At 33.8% G+C, this 19,267-nt stretch carries 20 protein-coding genes and 1 tRNA gene; 16 read left to right on the top strand and 5 right to left on the bottom strand.

Annotated features, from left to right (window positions below):
* Positions 1 to 2: 2 nt before the first annotated feature.
* Both BW939_RS11040 and BW939_RS11035 read right to left on the bottom strand, forming a co-directional pair.
* On the bottom strand, positions 3 to 260 hold the full coding sequence (locus BW939_RS11040) for a hypothetical protein (RefSeq protein ID WP_076452090.1): 258 nt from the start codon (positions 258 to 260) through the stop codon (positions 3 to 5).
* Positions 261 to 264: 4 nt separating this feature from the next.
* Positions 265 to 1,494: a DNA cytosine methyltransferase gene (locus tag BW939_RS11035; protein ID WP_076452089.1), complete on the bottom strand. Its 1,230-nt coding sequence runs from the start codon at positions 1,492 to 1,494 to the stop codon at positions 265 to 267.
* Positions 1,495 to 2,003: 509 nt separating this feature from the next.
* On the opposite strand from BW939_RS11035, the gene BW939_RS11030 reads away from it, so the two are divergent.
* From BW939_RS11030 to pyk, 5 genes are read left to right on the top strand one after another with little or no spacing between them, the layout of a single operon-like run.
* Positions 2,004 to 2,243 (top strand): acyl carrier protein, encoded by a 240-nt coding sequence (locus BW939_RS11030; RefSeq protein ID WP_002976354.1) that lies wholly within the window; start codon positions 2,004 to 2,006, stop codon positions 2,241 to 2,243.
* A 32-nt stretch (positions 2,244 to 2,275) separates the two neighbouring features.
* A complete protein-coding gene (fabF, locus tag BW939_RS11025; protein ID WP_076452088.1) occupies positions 2,276 to 3,520 on the top strand; it encodes a beta-ketoacyl-ACP synthase II in 1,245 nt (414 codons plus the stop codon).
* Between the two features lie 9 nt (positions 3,521 to 3,529).
* The gene (gene rnc, locus BW939_RS11020) at positions 3,530 to 4,294 is read left to right on the top strand and encodes a ribonuclease III (protein WP_076452087.1); all 765 of its coding nucleotides are present in this window, start codon (positions 3,530 to 3,532) and stop codon (positions 4,292 to 4,294) included.
* Positions 4,272 to 4,745: an IPExxxVDY family protein gene (locus tag BW939_RS11015; protein WP_076452086.1), complete on the top strand. Its 474-nt coding sequence runs from the start codon at positions 4,272 to 4,274 to the stop codon at positions 4,743 to 4,745. Before rnc ends, BW939_RS11015 begins: the two co-directional genes overlap by 23 nt.
* Entirely contained in the window at positions 4,738 to 6,183 is a 1,446-nt protein-coding gene (gene pyk / locus BW939_RS11010; RefSeq protein WP_076452085.1) for a pyruvate kinase, read from the top strand. The genes BW939_RS11015 and pyk overlap by 8 nt, the downstream gene beginning before the upstream one ends.
* Before the next feature lie 72 nt (positions 6,184 to 6,255).
* Here the strand turns inward: pyk and BW939_RS11005 are convergent, their stop codons facing one another.
* The gene (locus BW939_RS11005; RefSeq protein ID WP_084566647.1) at positions 6,256 to 7,773 is read right to left on the bottom strand and encodes a DUF4394 domain-containing protein; all 1,518 of its coding nucleotides are present in this window, start codon (positions 7,771 to 7,773) and stop codon (positions 6,256 to 6,258) included.
* A 246-nt stretch (positions 7,774 to 8,019) separates the two neighbouring features.
* On the opposite strand from BW939_RS11005, the gene tuf reads away from it, so the two are divergent.
* From tuf to rplL, 10 genes are all read left to right on the top strand, one after another.
* On the top strand, positions 8,020 to 9,234 hold the full coding sequence (gene tuf, locus BW939_RS10995) for an elongation factor Tu (RefSeq protein WP_076452082.1): 1,215 nt from the start codon (positions 8,020 to 8,022) through the stop codon (positions 9,232 to 9,234).
* A 53-nt stretch (positions 9,235 to 9,287) separates the two neighbouring features.
* Positions 9,288 to 9,358, top strand: a tRNA-Trp gene (locus tag BW939_RS10990).
* A 12-nt stretch (positions 9,359 to 9,370) separates the two neighbouring features.
* On the top strand, positions 9,371 to 9,577 hold the full coding sequence (gene secE, locus BW939_RS10985; RefSeq protein WP_076452081.1) for a preprotein translocase subunit SecE: 207 nt from the start codon (positions 9,371 to 9,373) through the stop codon (positions 9,575 to 9,577).
* A 17-nt stretch (positions 9,578 to 9,594) separates the two neighbouring features.
* On the top strand, positions 9,595 to 10,137 hold the full coding sequence (gene nusG, locus BW939_RS10980; protein WP_076452080.1) for a transcription termination/antitermination protein NusG: 543 nt from the start codon (positions 9,595 to 9,597) through the stop codon (positions 10,135 to 10,137).
* A gap of 74 nt (positions 10,138 to 10,211) precedes the next feature.
* Positions 10,212 to 11,465 (top strand): hypothetical protein, encoded by a 1,254-nt coding sequence (locus BW939_RS15850; protein WP_076452079.1) that lies wholly within the window; start codon positions 10,212 to 10,214, stop codon positions 11,463 to 11,465.
* Positions 11,466 to 11,549: 84 nt separating this feature from the next.
* Positions 11,550 to 12,413 (top strand): hypothetical protein, encoded by an 864-nt coding sequence (locus BW939_RS10970; RefSeq protein WP_123891592.1) that lies wholly within the window; start codon positions 11,550 to 11,552, stop codon positions 12,411 to 12,413.
* Between the two features lie 330 nt (positions 12,414 to 12,743).
* Positions 12,744 to 13,187 (top strand): 50S ribosomal protein L11, encoded by a 444-nt coding sequence (gene rplK / locus BW939_RS10965; RefSeq protein ID WP_047444876.1) that lies wholly within the window; start codon positions 12,744 to 12,746, stop codon positions 13,185 to 13,187.
* 11 nt (positions 13,188 to 13,198) lie between these two features.
* A complete protein-coding gene (gene rplA, locus BW939_RS10960; protein ID WP_076452077.1) occupies positions 13,199 to 13,891 on the top strand; it encodes a 50S ribosomal protein L1 in 693 nt (230 codons plus the stop codon).
* A 17-nt stretch (positions 13,892 to 13,908) separates the two neighbouring features.
* Entirely contained in the window at positions 13,909 to 14,496 is a 588-nt protein-coding gene (gene rplJ / locus BW939_RS10955; RefSeq protein ID WP_076452076.1) for a 50S ribosomal protein L10, read from the top strand.
* A 48-nt stretch (positions 14,497 to 14,544) separates the two neighbouring features.
* Positions 14,545 to 14,913, top strand: a complete 369-nt coding sequence (gene rplL / locus BW939_RS10950; protein WP_076452075.1) for a 50S ribosomal protein L7/L12 — start codon at positions 14,545 to 14,547, stop codon at positions 14,911 to 14,913.
* Between the two features lie 728 nt (positions 14,914 to 15,641).
* Here rplL and BW939_RS10945 read toward each other — a convergent pair.
* The gene (locus BW939_RS10945) at positions 15,642 to 17,594 is read right to left on the bottom strand and encodes a zinc-dependent metalloprotease (protein WP_076452074.1); all 1,953 of its coding nucleotides are present in this window, start codon (positions 17,592 to 17,594) and stop codon (positions 15,642 to 15,644) included.
* Between the two features lie 545 nt (positions 17,595 to 18,139).
* Entirely contained in the window at positions 18,140 to 18,496 is a 357-nt protein-coding gene (locus tag BW939_RS10940) for a prevent-host-death protein (RefSeq protein WP_076452073.1), read from the bottom strand.
* 412 nt (positions 18,497 to 18,908) lie between these two features.
* Here BW939_RS10940 and BW939_RS10935 point away from each other — a divergent pair, with 412 nt between their 5' ends.
* The gene (locus tag BW939_RS10935; protein ID WP_076452072.1) at positions 18,909 to 19,202 is read left to right on the top strand and encodes a hypothetical protein; all 294 of its coding nucleotides are present in this window, start codon (positions 18,909 to 18,911) and stop codon (positions 19,200 to 19,202) included.
* Positions 19,203 to 19,267: the final 65 nt, after the last annotated feature.

Here is a 19,267-nt window from a genome sequence, read left to right as displayed (position 1 = left end):
TTTTATTTAACTAATAAATGCTCTATTTCATTGTGAAAAATCTCATAGATTTCAATGTTGTTTTGCTCACAAACATCAAAACATTGATTCATTAATTGATTTCTATCTTCGGCTTCTTTCTCAGTGTAAAAGGGAAGTCTTGTTTCGAAATTTGTATATTCTGTAAAATCATCATCTGGATGAACTGACAATTTTTCTACGTGGATTAGGTGTTGTGCAAAATTTGCAACATCTTCTACATTTGTGATTTGTGTTATCATAATTTTATTTTAAAAGTTTTTTAATTTTTTTCGCAATGCCTTCACCCATCAAAACCGGCACAGCATTTCCAATTTGTTTAAACGCTGCCGTCCTGCTCGACTCAAAAAAATAATCATCGGGAAAAGATTGTATTCTTGCGGCTTCTCTCACGGTAATTGAGCGGTTTTGATGAATATCTGGATGTATGTAATAATGTCCATCTGCACAAATATGCGCCACCACGGTATGCGAAACACCTTCGTGATTCACAACTTGAAACCGGTTGGTAAAAGTTTTCACATTATTATGTTTTATAAGACGTTCTGGTAATTCCCCATAGTTTAAGCGTTTACCTTTGTTAACCCATTTATCAACAGCAATTCTGTAAATCTCGAGATCGTTTTCGTTATTAAAACGAGAAATGTGTTGTGTTGTAAAATCAATTTCCTTGCGAATTCCAGAAAATTCTAAGTATTCATTGGTTCGTTTTGTATATTTTGATACACCCCAATTTCCTTGTCCACTTTTAATTTTAGGTAAGTCCGAAAAAAGATGTTTTGCGATCTGAAACTGCATTTCCATTCTTTTAAACTGTGGATATTCTAAATTCAAATCATTTCGCCAACCGATAATAATTACTCTTTTCCTGTCTTGTAATACTCCAAAATCCCTTGCGTTTAAAACCTGTTTATCCAGTTTATATCCTGCCTCTCGTACTGCATCAAAAATCAATTGTAAATACTCACCATTTTTGGCAGAAAGAATTCCAGGCACGTTTTCAAAGACAAACATTTTGGGTTGGTACTTTTTCAAAAACTCAACATAATGTTTGTATAAGTGGTTTCGAGGGTCATTCGTCATATCTTTTCTCACTCTTCCCGCTACAGAATACGCTTGGCAAGGCGGACCTCCAATCACTAAATCGACTTTCTTTGTCCCCAATTCTGCATCAATTTGCTCAAAAATTATGGGCAAAGTATCTTCAGAAATTTCTTTATTGATGACCGATTTTATGAGATGATCTGGGATTTTATTCCAAAGTTCGTCTCTGGTGATTGTTCCTTTCAGATAATCATAATATTCTTCCTCCCGACCTTTCTCTTTCAACCAATGAAAAGCGGTTCGTGTTCTTAAAGTATCGCAAGCATCTTTATTCATTTCCACGTGTGCAACAGGCGTAAAACCTGCTTTCACAAACCCTTCCGAGAGTCCGCCTGCACCTGCAAATAAGTCGATGAATTTTATTTTTGGCATTGATTCAATAATTATGTTTTCTTTATGCTTTTCTATTATATTTAAATTTTACAAAATACAAATATTTCATTTGCAAAATTACAATCTTAATGTAATAATAAAGAGCTTAAATCCAAACAATGTGTAAAGTTACTGCTGAATTTTTAATCTAAAAAAAGGGTTTCCGTAATTTGGTAAAAAAATTGAAAATTATTTTAAATCTTCTCTCTCTATTGAAGTCAACCAATAAGCCCAGAAATTAAAAAGGAGTTTTCTTCTAGATAAACAAATGAAAAACAATACTATAATAAGAGTATGTTTTATATTGATTTTAAATTAAACAAAAATAGTCCCACAACTTTTTTTTATCACACACTAAAATTAAAATATTCTAAACTCCTGATTACGAAAAGACTAAAACGGGTTGGGATAAAATAACGTTAGTCTACCGACAAAAAAGACTAAAAAAATGTTTTATCATAAAGAATTTTATATATTTGCACCATCTAACAATAAAAAAAATATTTACTATGTCAGACATTGCATCAAGAGTAAAAGCTATCATCGCTGATAAGCTTGACGTTGAAGAAACAGAAGTAACTCCTGAGGCTAGCTTCACAAACGATTTAGGAGCAGACTCTCTGGATACAGTTGAACTTATCATGGAATTTGAAAAAGAATTTAACATTCAAATCCCTGATGATCAAGCTGAAAAAATTACTACTGTAGGGCACGCTATTGCTTATATAGAAGAAGTAGTAAATAAATAATATTCTTCAACAAAGAACTTTAAAGAAAATTTATGGAATTAAAAAGAGTAGTTGTAACAGGATTTGGAGCGCTAACACCTATTGGGAATAATGCACAAGAATACTGGGAAAATCTTGTAAAAGGTGAGAGCGGTGCCGCTCCGATTACTCTTTTTGATGCCACAAATTTTAAAACAAAATTTGCCTGCGAGGTAAAAAATTTCGATCCTCTTCAGCACTTCGATAAGAAGGAAGCTAAAAAGATGGATAGAAATACTCAATTAGGGATGGTGGCAGCAAGAGAAGCTGTAGCACATTCTCGTATTATTGAAGACAATGTTGATAAACTTAGGGTAGGGGTTATCTGGGGTTCTGGAATTGGTGGTTTAGAAACTTTTGAAAATGAAGTTTTAGGATGGGCAAATACAGATATTCCAAGATTTAATCCTTTCTTTATACCAAAGATGATTGCGGACATTACACCGGGACATATTTCTATTGAATATGGTTTCCACGGTCCCAATTATACCACAGTTTCTGCTTGTGCATCTTCCGCCAACGCATTGATTGATTCTAAAATGCTGATTCAACTAGGAAAAGCAGATGTAATTGTATGCGGAGGTTCTGAAGCTGCAGTTACCGCAAGTGGAGTGGGAGGGTTTAATGCCATGATGGCACTTTCTACAAGAAACGATAGTCCTAAGACGGCTTCTAGACCATTTGATAAAGACCGAGATGGCTTTGTTTTGGGTGAAGGCGCAGGATGTATTGTACTTGAAGAATATGAGCACGCGGTAAAACGTGGAGCCACTATTTATGCAGAATTATTAGGTGGAGGAATGAGTGCTGATGCACATCACATGACTGCACCACATCCTGAAGGTTTGGGAGCTTATCTGGTAATGAAAAATTGTTTAGAAGATGCAGGCTTAACTGCTGATGAAGTAGATCACATCAATATGCATGGAACATCTACTCCATTAGGAGATATTGCAGAGTCTAATGCAATTTCAAGATTATTAGGAGAGCATGCCTACGATATTCAGATTAATTCTACAAAATCGATGACCGGACACCTTTTGGGTGCAGCGGGTGTTATAGAAGCGATTGCTGTTTTGGGTACCATCATTCATGGTGTAGTTCCACCAACAATCAATCACTTTACAGATGATGAAAAAATCGACAGCAGGTTGAATTTTACATTCAACAAAGCAGCCAAAAAAGATGTGAAAGTAGCTATGAGCAATACTTTCGGATTTGGAGGTCACAATGCTTGCGTTCTTTTTAAGAAAATCTAAATTTTACTGATGGAGTTACAGAAATACTTTTCTAAATTCCTCCTCAAAAAAAGAAAAAAGAAACTCACTGAGAGAGACTCTTTCCTTAGTACAGAATTGTTTAAAATTTTAGGTGCTGAGGTACAAAATGTGGAACTCTATCGTGAAGCTTTTGCACTAAAAACCTCTTCTAAAAATAGTGATAGAAACTATGAAAGGCTTGAGTTTTTAGGAGACTCTGTTTTGGGGACTATTATTTCTTGCCATTTATTTCAGACTTATCCGCAGGCTAATGAAGGTTATCTTACGCAGATGAAATCTAAAATCGTTAACCGCAAAAATCTAAATAAGCTAGGTGAAGATTTAAAACTCACACAGCTTCTTCAGAAACAAAGCGTAGTAATCGCCTTAGGAGAAAATATTTGTGGTAATTTATTCGAAGCACTGGTAGGTGCAGTGTATCTTGATTTTCAGTACGATACCTGTAAACGTATTGTCTTGGAAAGATTGCTTACACCTTCTGAAATCATCAAGCTCGAAAATAAAATTGTAAGCTACAAAGGTCTTTTGCTAGAGTGGTGCCAAAAAAAGAAACTGAACATAAAATACGAAACTTGTGAAGAAATGCAACCTAATAAAGCAATAGTATTCAGATGTCATGTATGGTTCGGAGAAGAAAAAATTGCCAACGCTACAGAAACTTCTAAGAAAAAAGCAGAAGAAAAAGCTGCACAGCGCGCATTCTATATTTTAAATAAAAAAGAGAACATTCTTGGAAGTACAAAAGCTTTATGATATTGATGACATCGAATTTGATGATATTACCATTGGTTTGGTAAGAGTAGTAAAGCATTTGCCCGACCACGAATTTTTTTTTAAGCTTAACCAAAATGGTGAGCTTACTTTTACAAGAATAAATGATCTGGTTTATCACGGATCTTACTACGATTACTGCTTCCCTAGATTTGAGGCATATCACAAGACTACAAAAACACGCTTTACTTTTATATCAAACAAATCATCTGAAAGTAAACAAAAAAAAATTCAGACTGAACTCTTTTCAGGAGAAGAAAACATTAAATTTTTATTAAATAATCAGGTAGATGTAGAATATATATTACACAGTTCTGAACAGTTTCCTGATTTTTCCGTAATTTTGCTCCCTGATAATCTTGTGTTTCCGATACAAGATTATATTTTGAGTTCTAATGAAGAACTATATCAAATAATACAGTATTATGAATAAGTATTTAAAGAAGACAAAAATTATTGCAACGCTTGGTCCGGCTTCATCTTCAAAAGAAGTCATGTTGGGATTAATGAAGGCAGGTGTTGATATATTTAGAATAAATTTTTCGCATGCAGATTACGATTTAGTTCGAAGCAATATCTCTTTTATCAGGGAACTTAATAAGGAGTACGGATATTCTGTAGGTATTTTAGGAGATTTACAAGGTCCGAAATTAAGAGTAGGGGTTGTAAAAGAGGGTTCTTATCTGAATCCTGGCGATATTCTTACTTTTACCAACGAAAAAATAGAAGGAGATTCTACTAAAGTTTATATGACGTATCAACAATTTCCACAAGATGTGAAAGTTGGTGAAAGAATCTTAATAGATGATGGTAAATTGGTTTTGGAGGTTCTTGAAACTAATAATATTGACACTGTAAAGGCTAAAACAATCCAAGGTGGACCCTTAAGTTCAAAAAAAGGAGTCAATCTTCCCAATACCAATGTTTCACTTCCTGCTCTTACAGAGAAAGATATTTTGGATGCTAATTTCATGATGGATATGGAAGTAGATTGGATCGCTCTTTCTTTCGTACGTCATGCACAAGATATTATTGATCTTAAGGAATTGATTTCAAAACATCCTAATGGTAAATTTAAAACGCCAATTATTGCTAAAATTGAAAAACCAGAAGGCGTAAAAAATATAGACGAAATTTTATTGGAATGCGACGGGCTCATGGTTGCACGTGGAGATTTGGGCGTAGAAGTTCCGATGGAAGAAGTTCCTGCTATTCAGAAAAATTTGGTAGAAAGAGCAAGATTCTTCTCAAAACCTGTAATTATTGCTACTCAAATGATGGAAACAATGATCAACAGTCTTACACCAACAAGAGCAGAAGTAAATGACGTGGCCAATTCTGTTTTGGATGGTGCTGATGCTGTAATGCTTTCAGGAGAAACATCTGTAGGTAGATATCCTGTTCAGGTGGTAGAAAATATGACGAAAATTGTGAAAAATATAGAAATGACGCATTTCTACCAACACAAAAACGAACCTATTGAAAAAGACTATAACTGTATCGATGAACGATTCATTACCAATAGAGTTTGCCTGGCTGCAGTAAGAATTGCGAAAACTACAAATGTTACTGCTATTGTTACTTTAACGAATTCAGGATATACCGCTTTCCAGCTTTCGGCTCATAGACCCAATTCTCACATTATTGTTTATAGTGGTAATAAGAGAGTTATTAATATGCTGAACCTTCTTTGGGGAGTTCGTGCTTATTATTATGATATGAATAAGTCTACTGATGAAACAATTATCCAGGTAAATATGCTTACTCACAATTATGGCTATATTGAAAGTGGAGATTTTGTAATCAATATTAATGCAACTCCTTCTTTTGAAGGTGGTAAAACAAATACATTGAGACTTACAACAGTTTAAGTTTTTCAAGAAACCAAAAAAATCTCACGAAATTTTCGTGAGATTTTTTTTTTTGCTTAAATTTTAATTCAATTAAAATCCTAAACCAATAGTAAATCCTTTTACCGGATTCGGATATGTTGCTGATGATGTAGCAGCACCTGTGGCAAGGTTTACCATGTAAATTTTATTTTCGGTGCCTACTGATGCCAATAAATAAGCATTTTGAGACTTTGCACCGATATCAAAACCGTTTGCTCCAGTAATATTAATGCCCAAAGATCCTTTTTCTACAATCGTACCATTGTTTGGCGGGTCTTGTAAATACAATTTGTCTGTAGTAGCATCAATTACAAAAAGCTGTGTAGATGTAGCTCCTGTAAAATTGTTGGTGTAAGCAGCCGCACTAAGTGTAGATAATGCTGGATTAATTGCTCCGTCAACACTTGCAACAGTTCCATCAACAGGGTTTAGACGAAGGTTTTGCCCAGTATTGCTCACAACCCTGATTCTGTCAACTGTCGGGTTAAAATCAAAACCAAATTCAGATCCAGTTAAGAGAGGAGTGAATGGTGTTCCTGTACCTACTACAGATGCGGCACCTGTTCCAAGATTAATTGTGTAAAGCATGCTTTTACTTCCTAAGGCATAAAGCTGTCCGTTTAAAGGTCTGAAATCAATACCCAATATACCTTCTCCGCTTTGCAATCCGGTAATAGCTTTAGTAACCAATCCTTGAGCAGGATTATTTGGATTGAAAATTTGCAAAGCATTAGCATTATCAATTGCATAAGCTACAGGATTAGTAGGGATAGCAAGATCAATAACCTTTTGAGATAGTTTACCAATTTTTACGGATGCACCAGTACCAAGATCTGTTTTATAAAGACTGTTTTCTGTGCCATTTGTTGCTGCAACCAAAGCCACACTATTATCTGGGTTGATATCAAAAGCAACCTGTCCTGTAAAAGAAAAGCCAAGGTCACCAACAGCAACCAAAGTTCCATTATTTGGAGGATCTTGTTTGAATAATTTTTTTGAAGTTACATCAATATCGTACAAAATAGTACTGGAAGCGCCAGATGTGCTGTTTGTATAAGCAATTCCAGATACAGATGAAGTTGTAGCAATTGAAGTATCTGTAAACGCTGTTACTCCTGTTTCAGGATGTAGTCTTAGATTTTGTCCTGTATTAGAAACTAAACGAATTCTGTCAACAGTAGGATTAAAATCAATAGAAGCTATAGAACCGGAAATTGCAGGTGCAAAAGCTGTTGTACTTACCGGTCTTGCCACAGATGTTGTTGTATTAATGATGTAAAGTTTACTAGCATTAGATAATGCATAAAGTTCGCCAGTAGCAGGTCTAAAATCAATACTCATTAATTTTTCACCAGATGTGATGCCAGTTACAGCAGTTTTAGACATGAAAGTAGCGGTATTATTTCCGTTAAATGAAACCAATTCATTGTTTTCGGTAAGACCATAAACTAAGATGTCTGGACCCTGCATCCCTTCTATCATCGGTTCCATTGTGTTTTCATCGTCATTACACGATAGTGTTGTACTCATAACCGCTCCAGCTAAGAGTAAAGAAAGTAGTTTTTTCATAATAATTTGATATTTGAAGTTAATAATACAGTTACATACGAAATAAAAATCCTTTTGGATTTGCAGAGAGATTTTTTTAATCCAATATTTTGTTTAAATTTGCAATTCCTAATTTGGAAAACGAAAGGTTTGCGAGTAAAAAGGTTTGTTTTGAAAAGTTTTTTTAATAAAAAGTTTTTGATATTTAAAAAATCGTTATATTTGCACACCGAAAATTTGAATAACAATAAATAAATAATTTAAATCATGGCAAAGGAAACGTTTAATCGTAACAAACCACACTTGAACATTGGTACTATTGGTCACGTTGACCATGGTAAAACTACACTTACTGCAGCGATTTCTGCTGTATTGGCAAGCAAAGGTCTTGCTGAGAAAAAAGATTTCTCTGCTATTGACTCTGCTCCAGAAGAAAAAGAAAGAGGGATTACTATCAATACTGCTCACATCGAGTACGAAACTGAAAAAAGACATTACGCTCACGTTGACTGTCCAGGTCACGCGGATTACGTAAAGAACATGGTAACTGGTGCTGCTCAGATGGATGGTGCTATCGTTGTGTGTGCTGCTACAGACGGGCCAATGCCACAAACTAGAGAGCATATCCTACTTTGTCGTCAGGTAAACGTACCTAGAATCGTTGTTTTCATGAACAAAGTTGACATGGTAGACGATGCTGAGTTATTAGAGCTTGTTGAAATGGAATTGAGAGACTTATTGTCTACTTACGAATTCGACGGAGATAACTCTCCAGTAATTCAAGGTTCTGCACTTGGTGCTCTTACAGCTGCTACTGCAGAAGGAGGTGCTAAGACTGATGACCAATGGTTCAAATCTGTTGAGCAATTAATGGATGCTGTTGACGAATGGATCGAGCAACCACCAAGAGATACTGATAAGCCTTTCTTGATGCCAATTGAAGACGTATTCTCTATTACAGGTAGAGGTACTGTTGCAACTGGTAGAATTGAAGCTGGTATTATCAACACAGGAGATCCTGTAGATATCATCGGTATGGGTGAAGAAAAATTAACTTCTACTATTACAGGAGTTGAGATGTTCAGAAAAATCCTAGATAGAGGTGAAGCTGGAGATAACGTAGGTCTATTGTTGAGAGGTATTGAAAAAACTGACATCAAGAGAGGTATGGTTATCGCTAAGAAAGATTCTGTGAAGCCTCACAAGAAATTCAAAGCTTCAGTTTATATCCTTTCTAAAGAAGAAGGTGGACGTCACACTCCATTCCACAACAAATACCGTCCTCAGTTCTACGTAAGAACTACAGACGTTACAGGTGAAATCTTCTTACCAGAAGGTGTAGAAATGGTAATGCCTGGTGATAACTTAGAAATTACTGTAGAATTGCTACAACCAATCGCTCTTAACGTAGGTCTTAGATTTGCGATCAGAGAAGGAGGTAGAACAGTAGGTTCTGGTCAGGTTACTGAAATCTTAGACTAATCATCTTAAAATAAATTAAAGTTCCGTAAGGAAACTTACGGAACTTTTAATCTACGGGCATCGTCCAATGGTAGGATACCGGTCTCCAACACCGTTGATCTGGGTTCGAATCCTAGTGCCCGTGCAAAAATAAATTATGAGTTCATTTGTCGATTTTTTAAAAGGTTCTTATAACGAATTCAGATATAAAGTTGAATGGCCGAAGTGGTCAGATTTGCAATCTTCTACAATTGTAGTAACTATTGCAACAGTGATTCTTGCATTATTTACCTTTGGGGTTGATGAGCTTTTTTCTAAAGCTATCAGCAATATCATAGGAATGCTAATCAACATGTTCAACTAAAAAAGGATTTTCCCATAATGAGTGAATTGAAATGGTATGTGCTGAAAGCCATCAGCGGACAGGAAAATAAAGTGAAAAACTATATTGAGACAGAAATCAAACGCTTAGGCTTTGATCAGTATGTAACTCAAGTAGTTATCCCAATGGAAAAAGTTATCGTTCTAAGAAACGGTAAAAAAGTTCCAAAAGAGAAGCCATACTATCCTGGTTACCTAATGGTAGAAGCCGATTTAATGGGAGAAATTCCACACGTTATCAAAAACATTCCAGGAGTAATTTCTTTTTTAAGCTTAACGAAAGGAGGTGATCCTGTTCCGATGAGAAAATCTGAAGTGAACAGAATGCTTGGTAGAATGGATGAGCTTTCAGAATTTGCTAGTGATGTTGAAATCCCTTACATTGTAGGTGAAAACGTAAAAGTAATCGATGGGCCTTTCAATGGTTTCAATGGTACTGTTGAAAAAATTCTTGAAGATAAAAAGAAAATTGAAGTTTCAGTACTTATTTTCGGTAGAAAAACGCCAATGGAATTAAGCTTCATGCAAGTAGAAAAAGTTTAAACAATTAAAGTTTATCAATATAAAAGCGAATTTTTTAATTCGCTTTTTTTATTTTTATACGCAGAAATTTAGATATGATTAAAACTATCAAATTAAAATTCTCAGCTTTATTTTTCAATTGGAAAACTTTTCTACTATTTAATTTTATCATTCTACTTGTTAAAATCGCAATCTCTTATTCGCAAGGTTTTGAGATAGGTTTTTTTGAAGATTGGAGAATTGCAGAAAATTTGGCTCTACATGGCAGTTATTCTTGGCAAATAGAGTTTGGTAGCTCAGCATTTAAACTACCAATTTATCCTTTATTTTTATTTTTTTTTATAAAAGTTTTTGGATCTATTGCCGCTATAAAATGGATTCTTTTTCTACAGCATATCGTCTATTTTTGTATTCCTATACTGATGGTGAAATGTTTTAATAATTTTAAATTATTGAATGTAGGGTTTTTATCAGGTTATTTTTTTATATTTTCACCTTCCTATTTTTATTATTCTAGCGTGCTAGAAGCTACCAATTTATTTATTCTGTTTTTTTTGCTTTGGTTTTATTTTTATTCTTTCTTGTGGAATAACAATACTTCGCTAAAAAAAGTTATTTTCCTTTCAATAATGACAGGTTTGTTAGCTTTAACGCAAGTTGTGGTAATACCCATCATGCTCTTCTTAATTATTCTTTTGTATATATATAAAAAAACAAAAATTTCTACAATAGCACTTATATTCTTTATTGCGGGTATTCTCTACAGTCCGTGGATAATTAGAAATTATGTTGTTTTTAATAAAATTATTTTAAGTAAAACACCAGTATGGCAGAATGTATATATGGGTTATATTTCAGAACATCAGATTTTCAAAAAGAATGTTTTTCTTTCCGAAGTAGAAGAGAAAAAGGTTTTGGATCAAATACCTTTACATGATGAATTTGAAAATGAAAAGATGTACAAAAAAGTAGTAGAAACTATTCAAAAAAGACATAGCTATGCTGCTTTAAAAAAAGCTTTAAATAATTTTGTTAGCCTGTGGTATGTTCCGAATAGATATTTCTATGATAATAGTTGGTCTATTTTACTGGGTAGAAAATTGTATGTATTAGTTCTAGATGTATTTCTGTGCATGGGTTTGTATTATTTTTTTAAAAAGAAATTTTATAAAATCCTTCTTTTTAGTTCAATTATTTTGGCTGGTTTTACAGTTCCGTACTTAATTGGGCATGCAGCAAATGTTAGATTTAAGTTAGATTTTGAATGGATTCAAACTTCTATCATTGCTTTTTATATAATGATGATAGGTAAAGAAAAGTGTACAATACAGAATCCGGATTTTGATTAATTCTAATCTTTTTTTAGTTAGTTTTACAACTTAATAGACAGTGTTCTTTCACTTTCTTTATTAAACTAAAACTAAACTAAAATTATGAAGACATTTCAAATCCTAATTTTGTTATTGGCTCAAATATGTCTTGGGCAATCATTAATACACCATACCACAAATTATTTTGGACCTAATGCAAATCCCGTCCCCGAATTTACAGATGCTACCATTCCCGAATTTACTCAAGTAAGTATTGACGGTGATTATTATTTCGGACATGGGGACGAAACCTTTTCAAATCTTACCAAAATTGAAGTACCACTCATTGCAGAAAAAGTGTCAGTTAAAATCTGGAAAACAATTTTGGAGTATTATTCCGTTACAGACCAAATTTTTGCAAGAAGGCAAATGCAAAAGAAGCAAGGCTCGGCTACTGGAGATTTCTATGTGCAGACAAGAATTAAGCTATTATCTGAAGGAACTGGAAAACCGTCAATAATACTAAATTCTACATTGAAGACTGCATCTGGAAGTGATTTTAAAAATCGTAGGTTTTTTAATACTGCTGGTTATTATTTTGATTTAGAATTGGGTAAATCTTTTAAACTAAACAATTTTTTTATCGAGGAAGTTCGCTTGGTTTCAGATTTTGGTTTCTTCTCGTGGGATATACAAACCCCAAATCTTAATGTGCAAGATGACGCCATAATGTATGGAGCGAAATTAATTTTAAAACATAAAAATATCAGTTGGGAAAACCTATTTTCTGGTTACAATGGATGGATTACGAGAGTAGAGGATTATGGTGACAGACCAATGATTTTTTCATCAAAATTAAATTTGGAGACTAAAAATAATACAATATGGTCTCTGCAATTTCAGCACGGCATCAAATATTTTCCTTATGAGCAGATAAGAATCGGAGTGCAACTTCCATTAAGAAAACTTACTCCAAGATTTTTTTAAATTTATAAATAATCTGTTTAAAAACAATTAAAAAATAAAATATTCAAGACATTTTTCTTTTTCCTAACCCTAAAGTCTGGAAAATTACCTTGAAAATTTCTTCAAAATTACTCCCTTTAGAATCGTTGAAATAATTTTGACGAAAATTACACAATGTTTAAAAATAATTAATTTTATTTCTGTATTTTAATGAGTTAAGTATTTGGTAATTCAAAATAATTTCATAATTTTGCAGTCCGAAAAGTAGGTTTACTTTATGTGAGTGCGGTAACCTGCTGAATAATAAATGCTTCCAAACTCATTAATTATTCAATTTTTAAAAAACAAACAATGGCTAAAAAAGTCTTTAAAATGGTTAAGCTCCAAGTAAAAGGAGGAGCAGCAAACCCATCTCCACCAGTAGGTCCGGCATTAGGTTCTGCAGGTGTGAACATCATGGAGTTTTGTAAGCAATTTAACGGAAGAACTCAGGATAAGCCAGGTCAAGTTTTACCTGTAGTAATTACAGTGTACGAAGACAAATCTTTTGAATTCGTTATTAAAACTCCACCTGCAGCAATTCAGTTAATGGATGCAGCTAAAATCAAAGGAGGATCCGGTGAACCAAACAGAAACAAAGTAGGGGCTGTATCTTGGGCGCAAGTTCAAAAAATAGCTGAAGATAAGATGACAGATCTTAACTGTTTTACTTTAGACTCTGCTCTTTCTATGGTTGCAGGTACTGCTAGATCTATGGGATTAAGAGTAACAGGAACTAAACCAACTAACGCTTAAAACTAAGAGAAATGGCAAAATTAACTAAAAAGCAAAAGGAAGCTTTAAGCAAAGTAGAAAAAGGAAGAATTTACAACCTTGAAGAAGGTTCTGCTCTTGTAAAAGAAGTAAACACTGCAAAGTTTGATGCTTCTGTAGATATCGCGGTAAGATTGGGTGTAGACCCAAGAAAAGCTAACCAAATGGTAAGAGGTGTAGTATCTCTTCCTCACGGTACTGGTAAAGATGTTAAAGTTTTGGCTTTAGTAACTCCAGATAAAGAAGCTGAAGCGAAAGCTGCTGGTGCAGACTATGTAGGTCTTGACGAATATTTACAAAAAATAAAAGAAGGTTGGACGGATGTTGACGTTATCGTTACTATGCCAGCTGTTATGGGTAAATTAGGACCTTTGGGTAGAGTATTAGGACCAAGAGGTTTGATGCCTAACCCAAAATCAGGTACTGTAACTATGGAAATTGGTAAAGCAGTAACTGAAGTAAAAGCAGGTAAAATTGACTTTAAAGTAGACAAATACGGTATTATCCACGCGGGTATTGGTAAAGTATCTTTCGATGCTGCTAAAATCAAGGAAAATGCTCAGGAATTAATTTCTACATTGATCAAAATGAAACCAACTGCTGCTAAAGGTACTTATGTGAAGAGCATTTACTTGTCTTCTACAATGAGCCCGGGTATTGCAATTGATACTAAAGCTATTAACTAATTATAATCCTTAAGACAATGACAAAAGACCAAAAAGTTGTAGCGATACAAGAGATCAAAGACTTGCTTCAGGATGCTAAAGTAGTTTATGTAGCAGATCTAGATGGTTTGAATGCAGCTAAATCTTCTGACTTCAGAAGACAAGCTTTCAAGCAAAATATTAAAGTGAAAGTTGTAAAAAATACACTTTTGCAAAAAGCAATGGAACAAATTGATGGGATTGATTTCTCTGAAATGTTCGAAACTTTCAAAGGTAACTCTGCATTAATGATTGCTGATACAGCTAACGCACCAGCAAAATTAATCAAAGACTTTAGAAAAAAAGAAGAGAAGCCAGCTTTAAAATCAGCTTTCGTACAAGAAACGTTCTATGTTGGTGACAACAATCTAGATGCTTTAGTAAGCATTAAATCTAGAGAAGAAATGATCGGTGAAATCATCGGATTACTTCAGTCTCCAATTCAAAGAGTTGTTTCTGCTCTTCAAAACAAATCTGAAACTGCAGAAGCTACAACTGAAGAAGTTGCTGCACCTGCTGTAGAAGAAACTCCAGCTACTGAAACTCCAGAAGCTGCTGCAGAAGGAGAAGCTCCAGCTGCAGAATAATTAGACTCTCAAAAAAATCAATCAATAATCAACAAAAACATTACAACAATGTCAGATTTAAAAAATTTAGCTGAAACGCTAGTAAACTTAACAGTAAAAGACGTAAACGAATTAGCTACTATCCTTAAGGATGAGTACGGAATTGAGCCAGCTGCTGCTGCTGTAGTAGTATCTGCAGGTGGTGCAGGTGAAGCTGCTGAAGAAAAAACAGAATTCGATGTAATTCTTAAGTCTGCAGGTGCTTCTAAATTGGCTATCGTTAAATTGGTAAAAGATTTAACTGGTGCTGGTCTTAAAGAAGCTAAAGATATCGTAGATAGCGCTCCTTCTGCAATCAAAGAAGGTATCTCTAAAGACGAAGCTGAAGCTCTTAAGAAGCAATTAGAAGAAGCTGGTGCTGAAGTAGAATTGAAATAATTTTCAATTTAAAATATAAGAAGTGGTAAACGAAAGTTTACCACTTTTTTTTTGCCTTTAAATAGCTAAAATACATCCGGAATATTAAATCCTTTGGTTTTCTTATTTTAAATTATCTGTTTGTCCGCAATCCGTCATATTTCAAAACTTTTTTTATTCTTTGATAAGTTAACACCTTAACGATAATTTTAAAAATTTAACGCCATTGGTGAATTTTCAAAAGCGAGCCTTAAAAAACAGAGAGTAGTTAATTAAATGTTGTGAACTTCATCTTCAAAATTGGAATTTTGATTGATAACAGACATTCAAATCAAATTATTATACAATTCATACCTCGAAATCTGAAAACTGCCCATTCATCGTAAACCTATGCTCCAAGAAGCAATATTTTTTTTGCAGAAACTGTAATATTACTCACCTTAGGTTATATTCAAATAAAGGAGCTGATTCGCGGTGTAATATTTCTGCAAATAAAGCACTTATACAATGAGTTTTGAAAGAAAACTTCAAACGAAAACGAGCGTCATTCGCAAAATTTTAATTAAAATTTATCTCAATGTGAATACAATTTAAAGTAAAATAGCTGAAATCTTCTAATAAAACATAAATTTTAAGTATTTTATTTTCATTGAATGCATTTGTTAAACATGTGCCCAATCAAATAAAAACAATATGGTGCTGCTTTAGAGGATTAATAAATCAGATCTAAAAATGTTTTAATTTAATGTCTACTTTTTCAAAATTTTATGTTTCACGGTATTCAGTTTGTTATCCGAAATTTCAACTACATAATATCCTTTTTCAAGATTTGATACATCAATTTTATTGTCATTCACATTGCCTTTCATTACGAGTCTTCCTTCTGCAGAATACAGTGCGAATTTTTTATACTCCACATTAGATTGTATGTAAAGAATGTCATCCACAGGATTTGGGTATACTCCCGCTGATTCAAATTCATGCTCTTTAGTACTAAGGCTTCCGTTGCTAATGGCAAGCTGATAATCTTCTATTTCCCCGAAAGACACTCTACATGATGTAGCAGCAGTGAAGCCGCTTCCGGCAGTGGTAAGTGCAATTCTCATTCTGTAAGATCCAGCAGCAACAGTTGAGGGTATAAGGAAAGACTGTGTTATACCATTAAATCCGCTTTGTTGAATTACTTTTTCTGTAGTTTCATCAAAATTATTGTCTTTGTTCCAGTCTACATATACTTTTACATATGCAGTATAAGCACTTCCCGTGCTGCTTGCTTTAGCTTTAGCTTCTAAGGTTACGGTAGTTCCTGCTGCAATATTAGCAATGTGTGTGGCGTAGTAATTTCCTACAGAGCCAGAAGAGCAACTGCTGTTTAGGTTTTGCATCAGGGTGGTGCTGTTTTGGGTTATTTTTACATTTTCAATATTCCAATTGGCGTCTGTGGCATTACCGGGAGAGCATGAGGTGATATTATTGTTTCCACACAATGCCGGAAACTGAATGAGTGCCGTTTCTGCAGAATAATTTGATTTGGTATTAGATGCTTTTATTCTGAAATTATATTTTGTACCAGCAGTAAGCTTAGAGAAATTGTTTGCAGTAACTATATTTTTCATCACTCCTTTTACGGGAATGTAAACGGTACTTCCTTCAGCTTTTGCTTCAACTAAATATCCCGTTTCTACGGTAGAATTATCTATCCAATTCAAAGCAAACTGGTTGCTGTAATCTGTAGCTGTACTGGTAATGTTTGTAGGTACAGGCTGAGGTGTTTCGGGAGCGTTTAACGTAAAAGTACTTGAATTGGTAACGATAGGAAGTCCTGTAAACTGCATCCTGTCATTTTGGCCATTGGTAAATAAGTAAGGAGCGCAAAAATTATAATCCATCATATTATTTACTAACGGAGTAAAGAGATCAGCATTGGCATCTGTTACAGTACCAGAATACAAACAGTTGGTTACTGCTGCATTTCCGTTTCCTCGTGGATCTGATGGCGTGTCGCAGATAAAATCTCCTTTGGTATCGCAGTTTGCAGAAAGCCTTGGTGCGGGCTCGTTGAAATTTCTGGTGACAAGCTCCCTGTTGCTCACAGTAGCATTTGTAGAATTATTGAATGTATGCGAAAGCCCGAAATAATGCCCAAACTCATGTGGTGTTGTTTTGTCGTCATCCAACTGACCGTTGACTACCCAAGTGATGTTGAAACTTTGGCTAGACGGGGCTACATAAGACCATCCGCCTACGCCAGACCCTCCTCGCTTTACACTATTGGCAAGGAAAAGATTCATAGAATTGTTGGAGCTGTTTTGCTGGCTGAAAGATAGAGTTTCAGCATCGGTTTGATTTCCGCTGTGGTAGAGTGAATTGGGGTAATATAGAAAATCGGTCCCTTTAAAATAAAACTGTACGTTGATGTCGGCAAATTTTCTGTTGAGTTCAGATAATGCATTATTTAGACTGTTGGCAGACACATATCCTGTGCCGTCATCCATCCCTATCAAATGTGCTTGTACAGCAACATACGTTATAAGTTGCGTGTTTTTTGAAGCCGTGTTGTTGGCTCTTATTTTGTCTGCTAAATCCCGAGTTATGATAAATTGCTCGTAGGTTTGGTCTTCTGTACCACATTCTAGATGTTGAGCATGGGATAGACCAAAAATCCCAGTAAGGGATGCAATAGAAAATAATGCTTTTTTCATAAAGTCTTTATTAGTGATTAAGTTTTTTTTTAAAACATAAATTTATCACTTATTAACTAAAGTTGAAAAAAAAACATTCATTACACATAATATTTGTATTCTGATAGGTCTATTGCTTGTTTTTTAGTAGTTTTTATGAATATTATTTCTATTAAAATTATTATTGTAAACTACTAATAGCAAAAAAAAGAGTAGAAAAAAGAACTTTTGCACACAGGTAATGTTTTAATTCTTTTAAAATTAAAATATTGAATATTAAGATTGTTTATTAAACACTTAGAAGAGAAAATAATTTCTAATTGTAAATCAATTGAAATATTCAAAAAAAACGTAAAGGATTTAGTAATAATAGGATTGATAGGAAATAAGTAAATTTTTGGAAATTTTTATTACCAATAATCACAGTGTCAAAACTGTTGGCTCCAAAAAATTATTCAAAACCATTTGTTACCTATAATTTTTTTTAAAATTATAGGTAACAAATGGTAAATTATGAAGAGTTTTTCTCCAGCTTAGAAAAAGCAAGAGAAGTCTCTCTTTTTTTATTAGAGGTTGTAGTTGGCAATTACCAACTCAAGAATAAAATAGATGAATTTTTGCTCAATCTCATCACGGTTGGCAAGTCTATTTTTGTACTCATAAGATTTGAAAATTTGAGATAGTCTGCTGTAGTTTACAAACACCTCATCACGCAACTTTACTCTTGCGTTACCGTCTTTTCTTTGGATCAGAGTATTATCTATGGTACGAACCTTAAAGATTGCTTCTAGCAATTTTGGATACCCATTTGTTTTTCCACCATATCTTTCAATAATATTTATTTTGAAAGTATCAAATACGATATTGTGGTATACAAGGTCGCGATTTGATGATGGAGAGTTGAGTTCAAGTTTGTACTGCATCAATTAAATTTTGACAAAGGTAAAAAGAAAAAAAAATAATAACGATTATTCACAGTACAAAGTTTAGTAGACTTTGAATTTTGATTGACATTAGTAGCGTTTTTGGGTGTTTCTAAGGTAGAAAAATAGTTGTTCTAAAATTTTGATCTTTTTTATACAATCCTATTCTCTTAAAATTATAATTGTAGCATTCATTGAAAAATCCAATTTACTAGAATGTTTACTATTTTCCCTCTGCGCGAAGATTCTCGCGACTTTGAGCAATCAAGTTTAATTTTTGAAATTATTGACAATGTAAAAATTTTCACGAAATAAAAACTTAATTTTTGGCAATGATTTTTTTTTTCTAAGCATTTCTTTTTATTTCAAAGAAAAATATTCTATTTTTGCGAACAATTTAAAACATAAACACATGATGAAATTAAGACTATTGCCACTTTTTATGGCATTTTTATGCACCTTTGTTAATGGTCAGAGTACGGATCTTGACCGCTCATTTTTTTCTACCAAAGAAGTAAGGCTTGCCCAAAAATTTACAGAAAATGAGAATAGAATGTATTCGGTAAACGTTTCTCAAAACATAACCGGAGTCGCTGTAAATACTACAGATATTTATCTAAATGGTTTTTCAAGAGTAGACAATAATGCAACCTACGCTTTCGATTTGCAATTGAGCCTGGATATGCAAATAAAAATTCCAGTATAAGTTAAGCTACATTTTGATAAATTTTGTTTTGATTATTAAACTCTTCAATAGTTTTGTATTTCAGT

The sequence above is a fragment of the Chryseobacterium piscicola genome (assembly GCF_900156685.1).
Classification (GTDB): domain Bacteria; phylum Bacteroidota; class Bacteroidia; order Flavobacteriales; family Weeksellaceae; genus Chryseobacterium; species Chryseobacterium piscicola.
The sequence above is the reverse complement of the archived record's forward strand: the minus strand, read 5'-3'. Positions and strand labels throughout refer to the sequence as shown.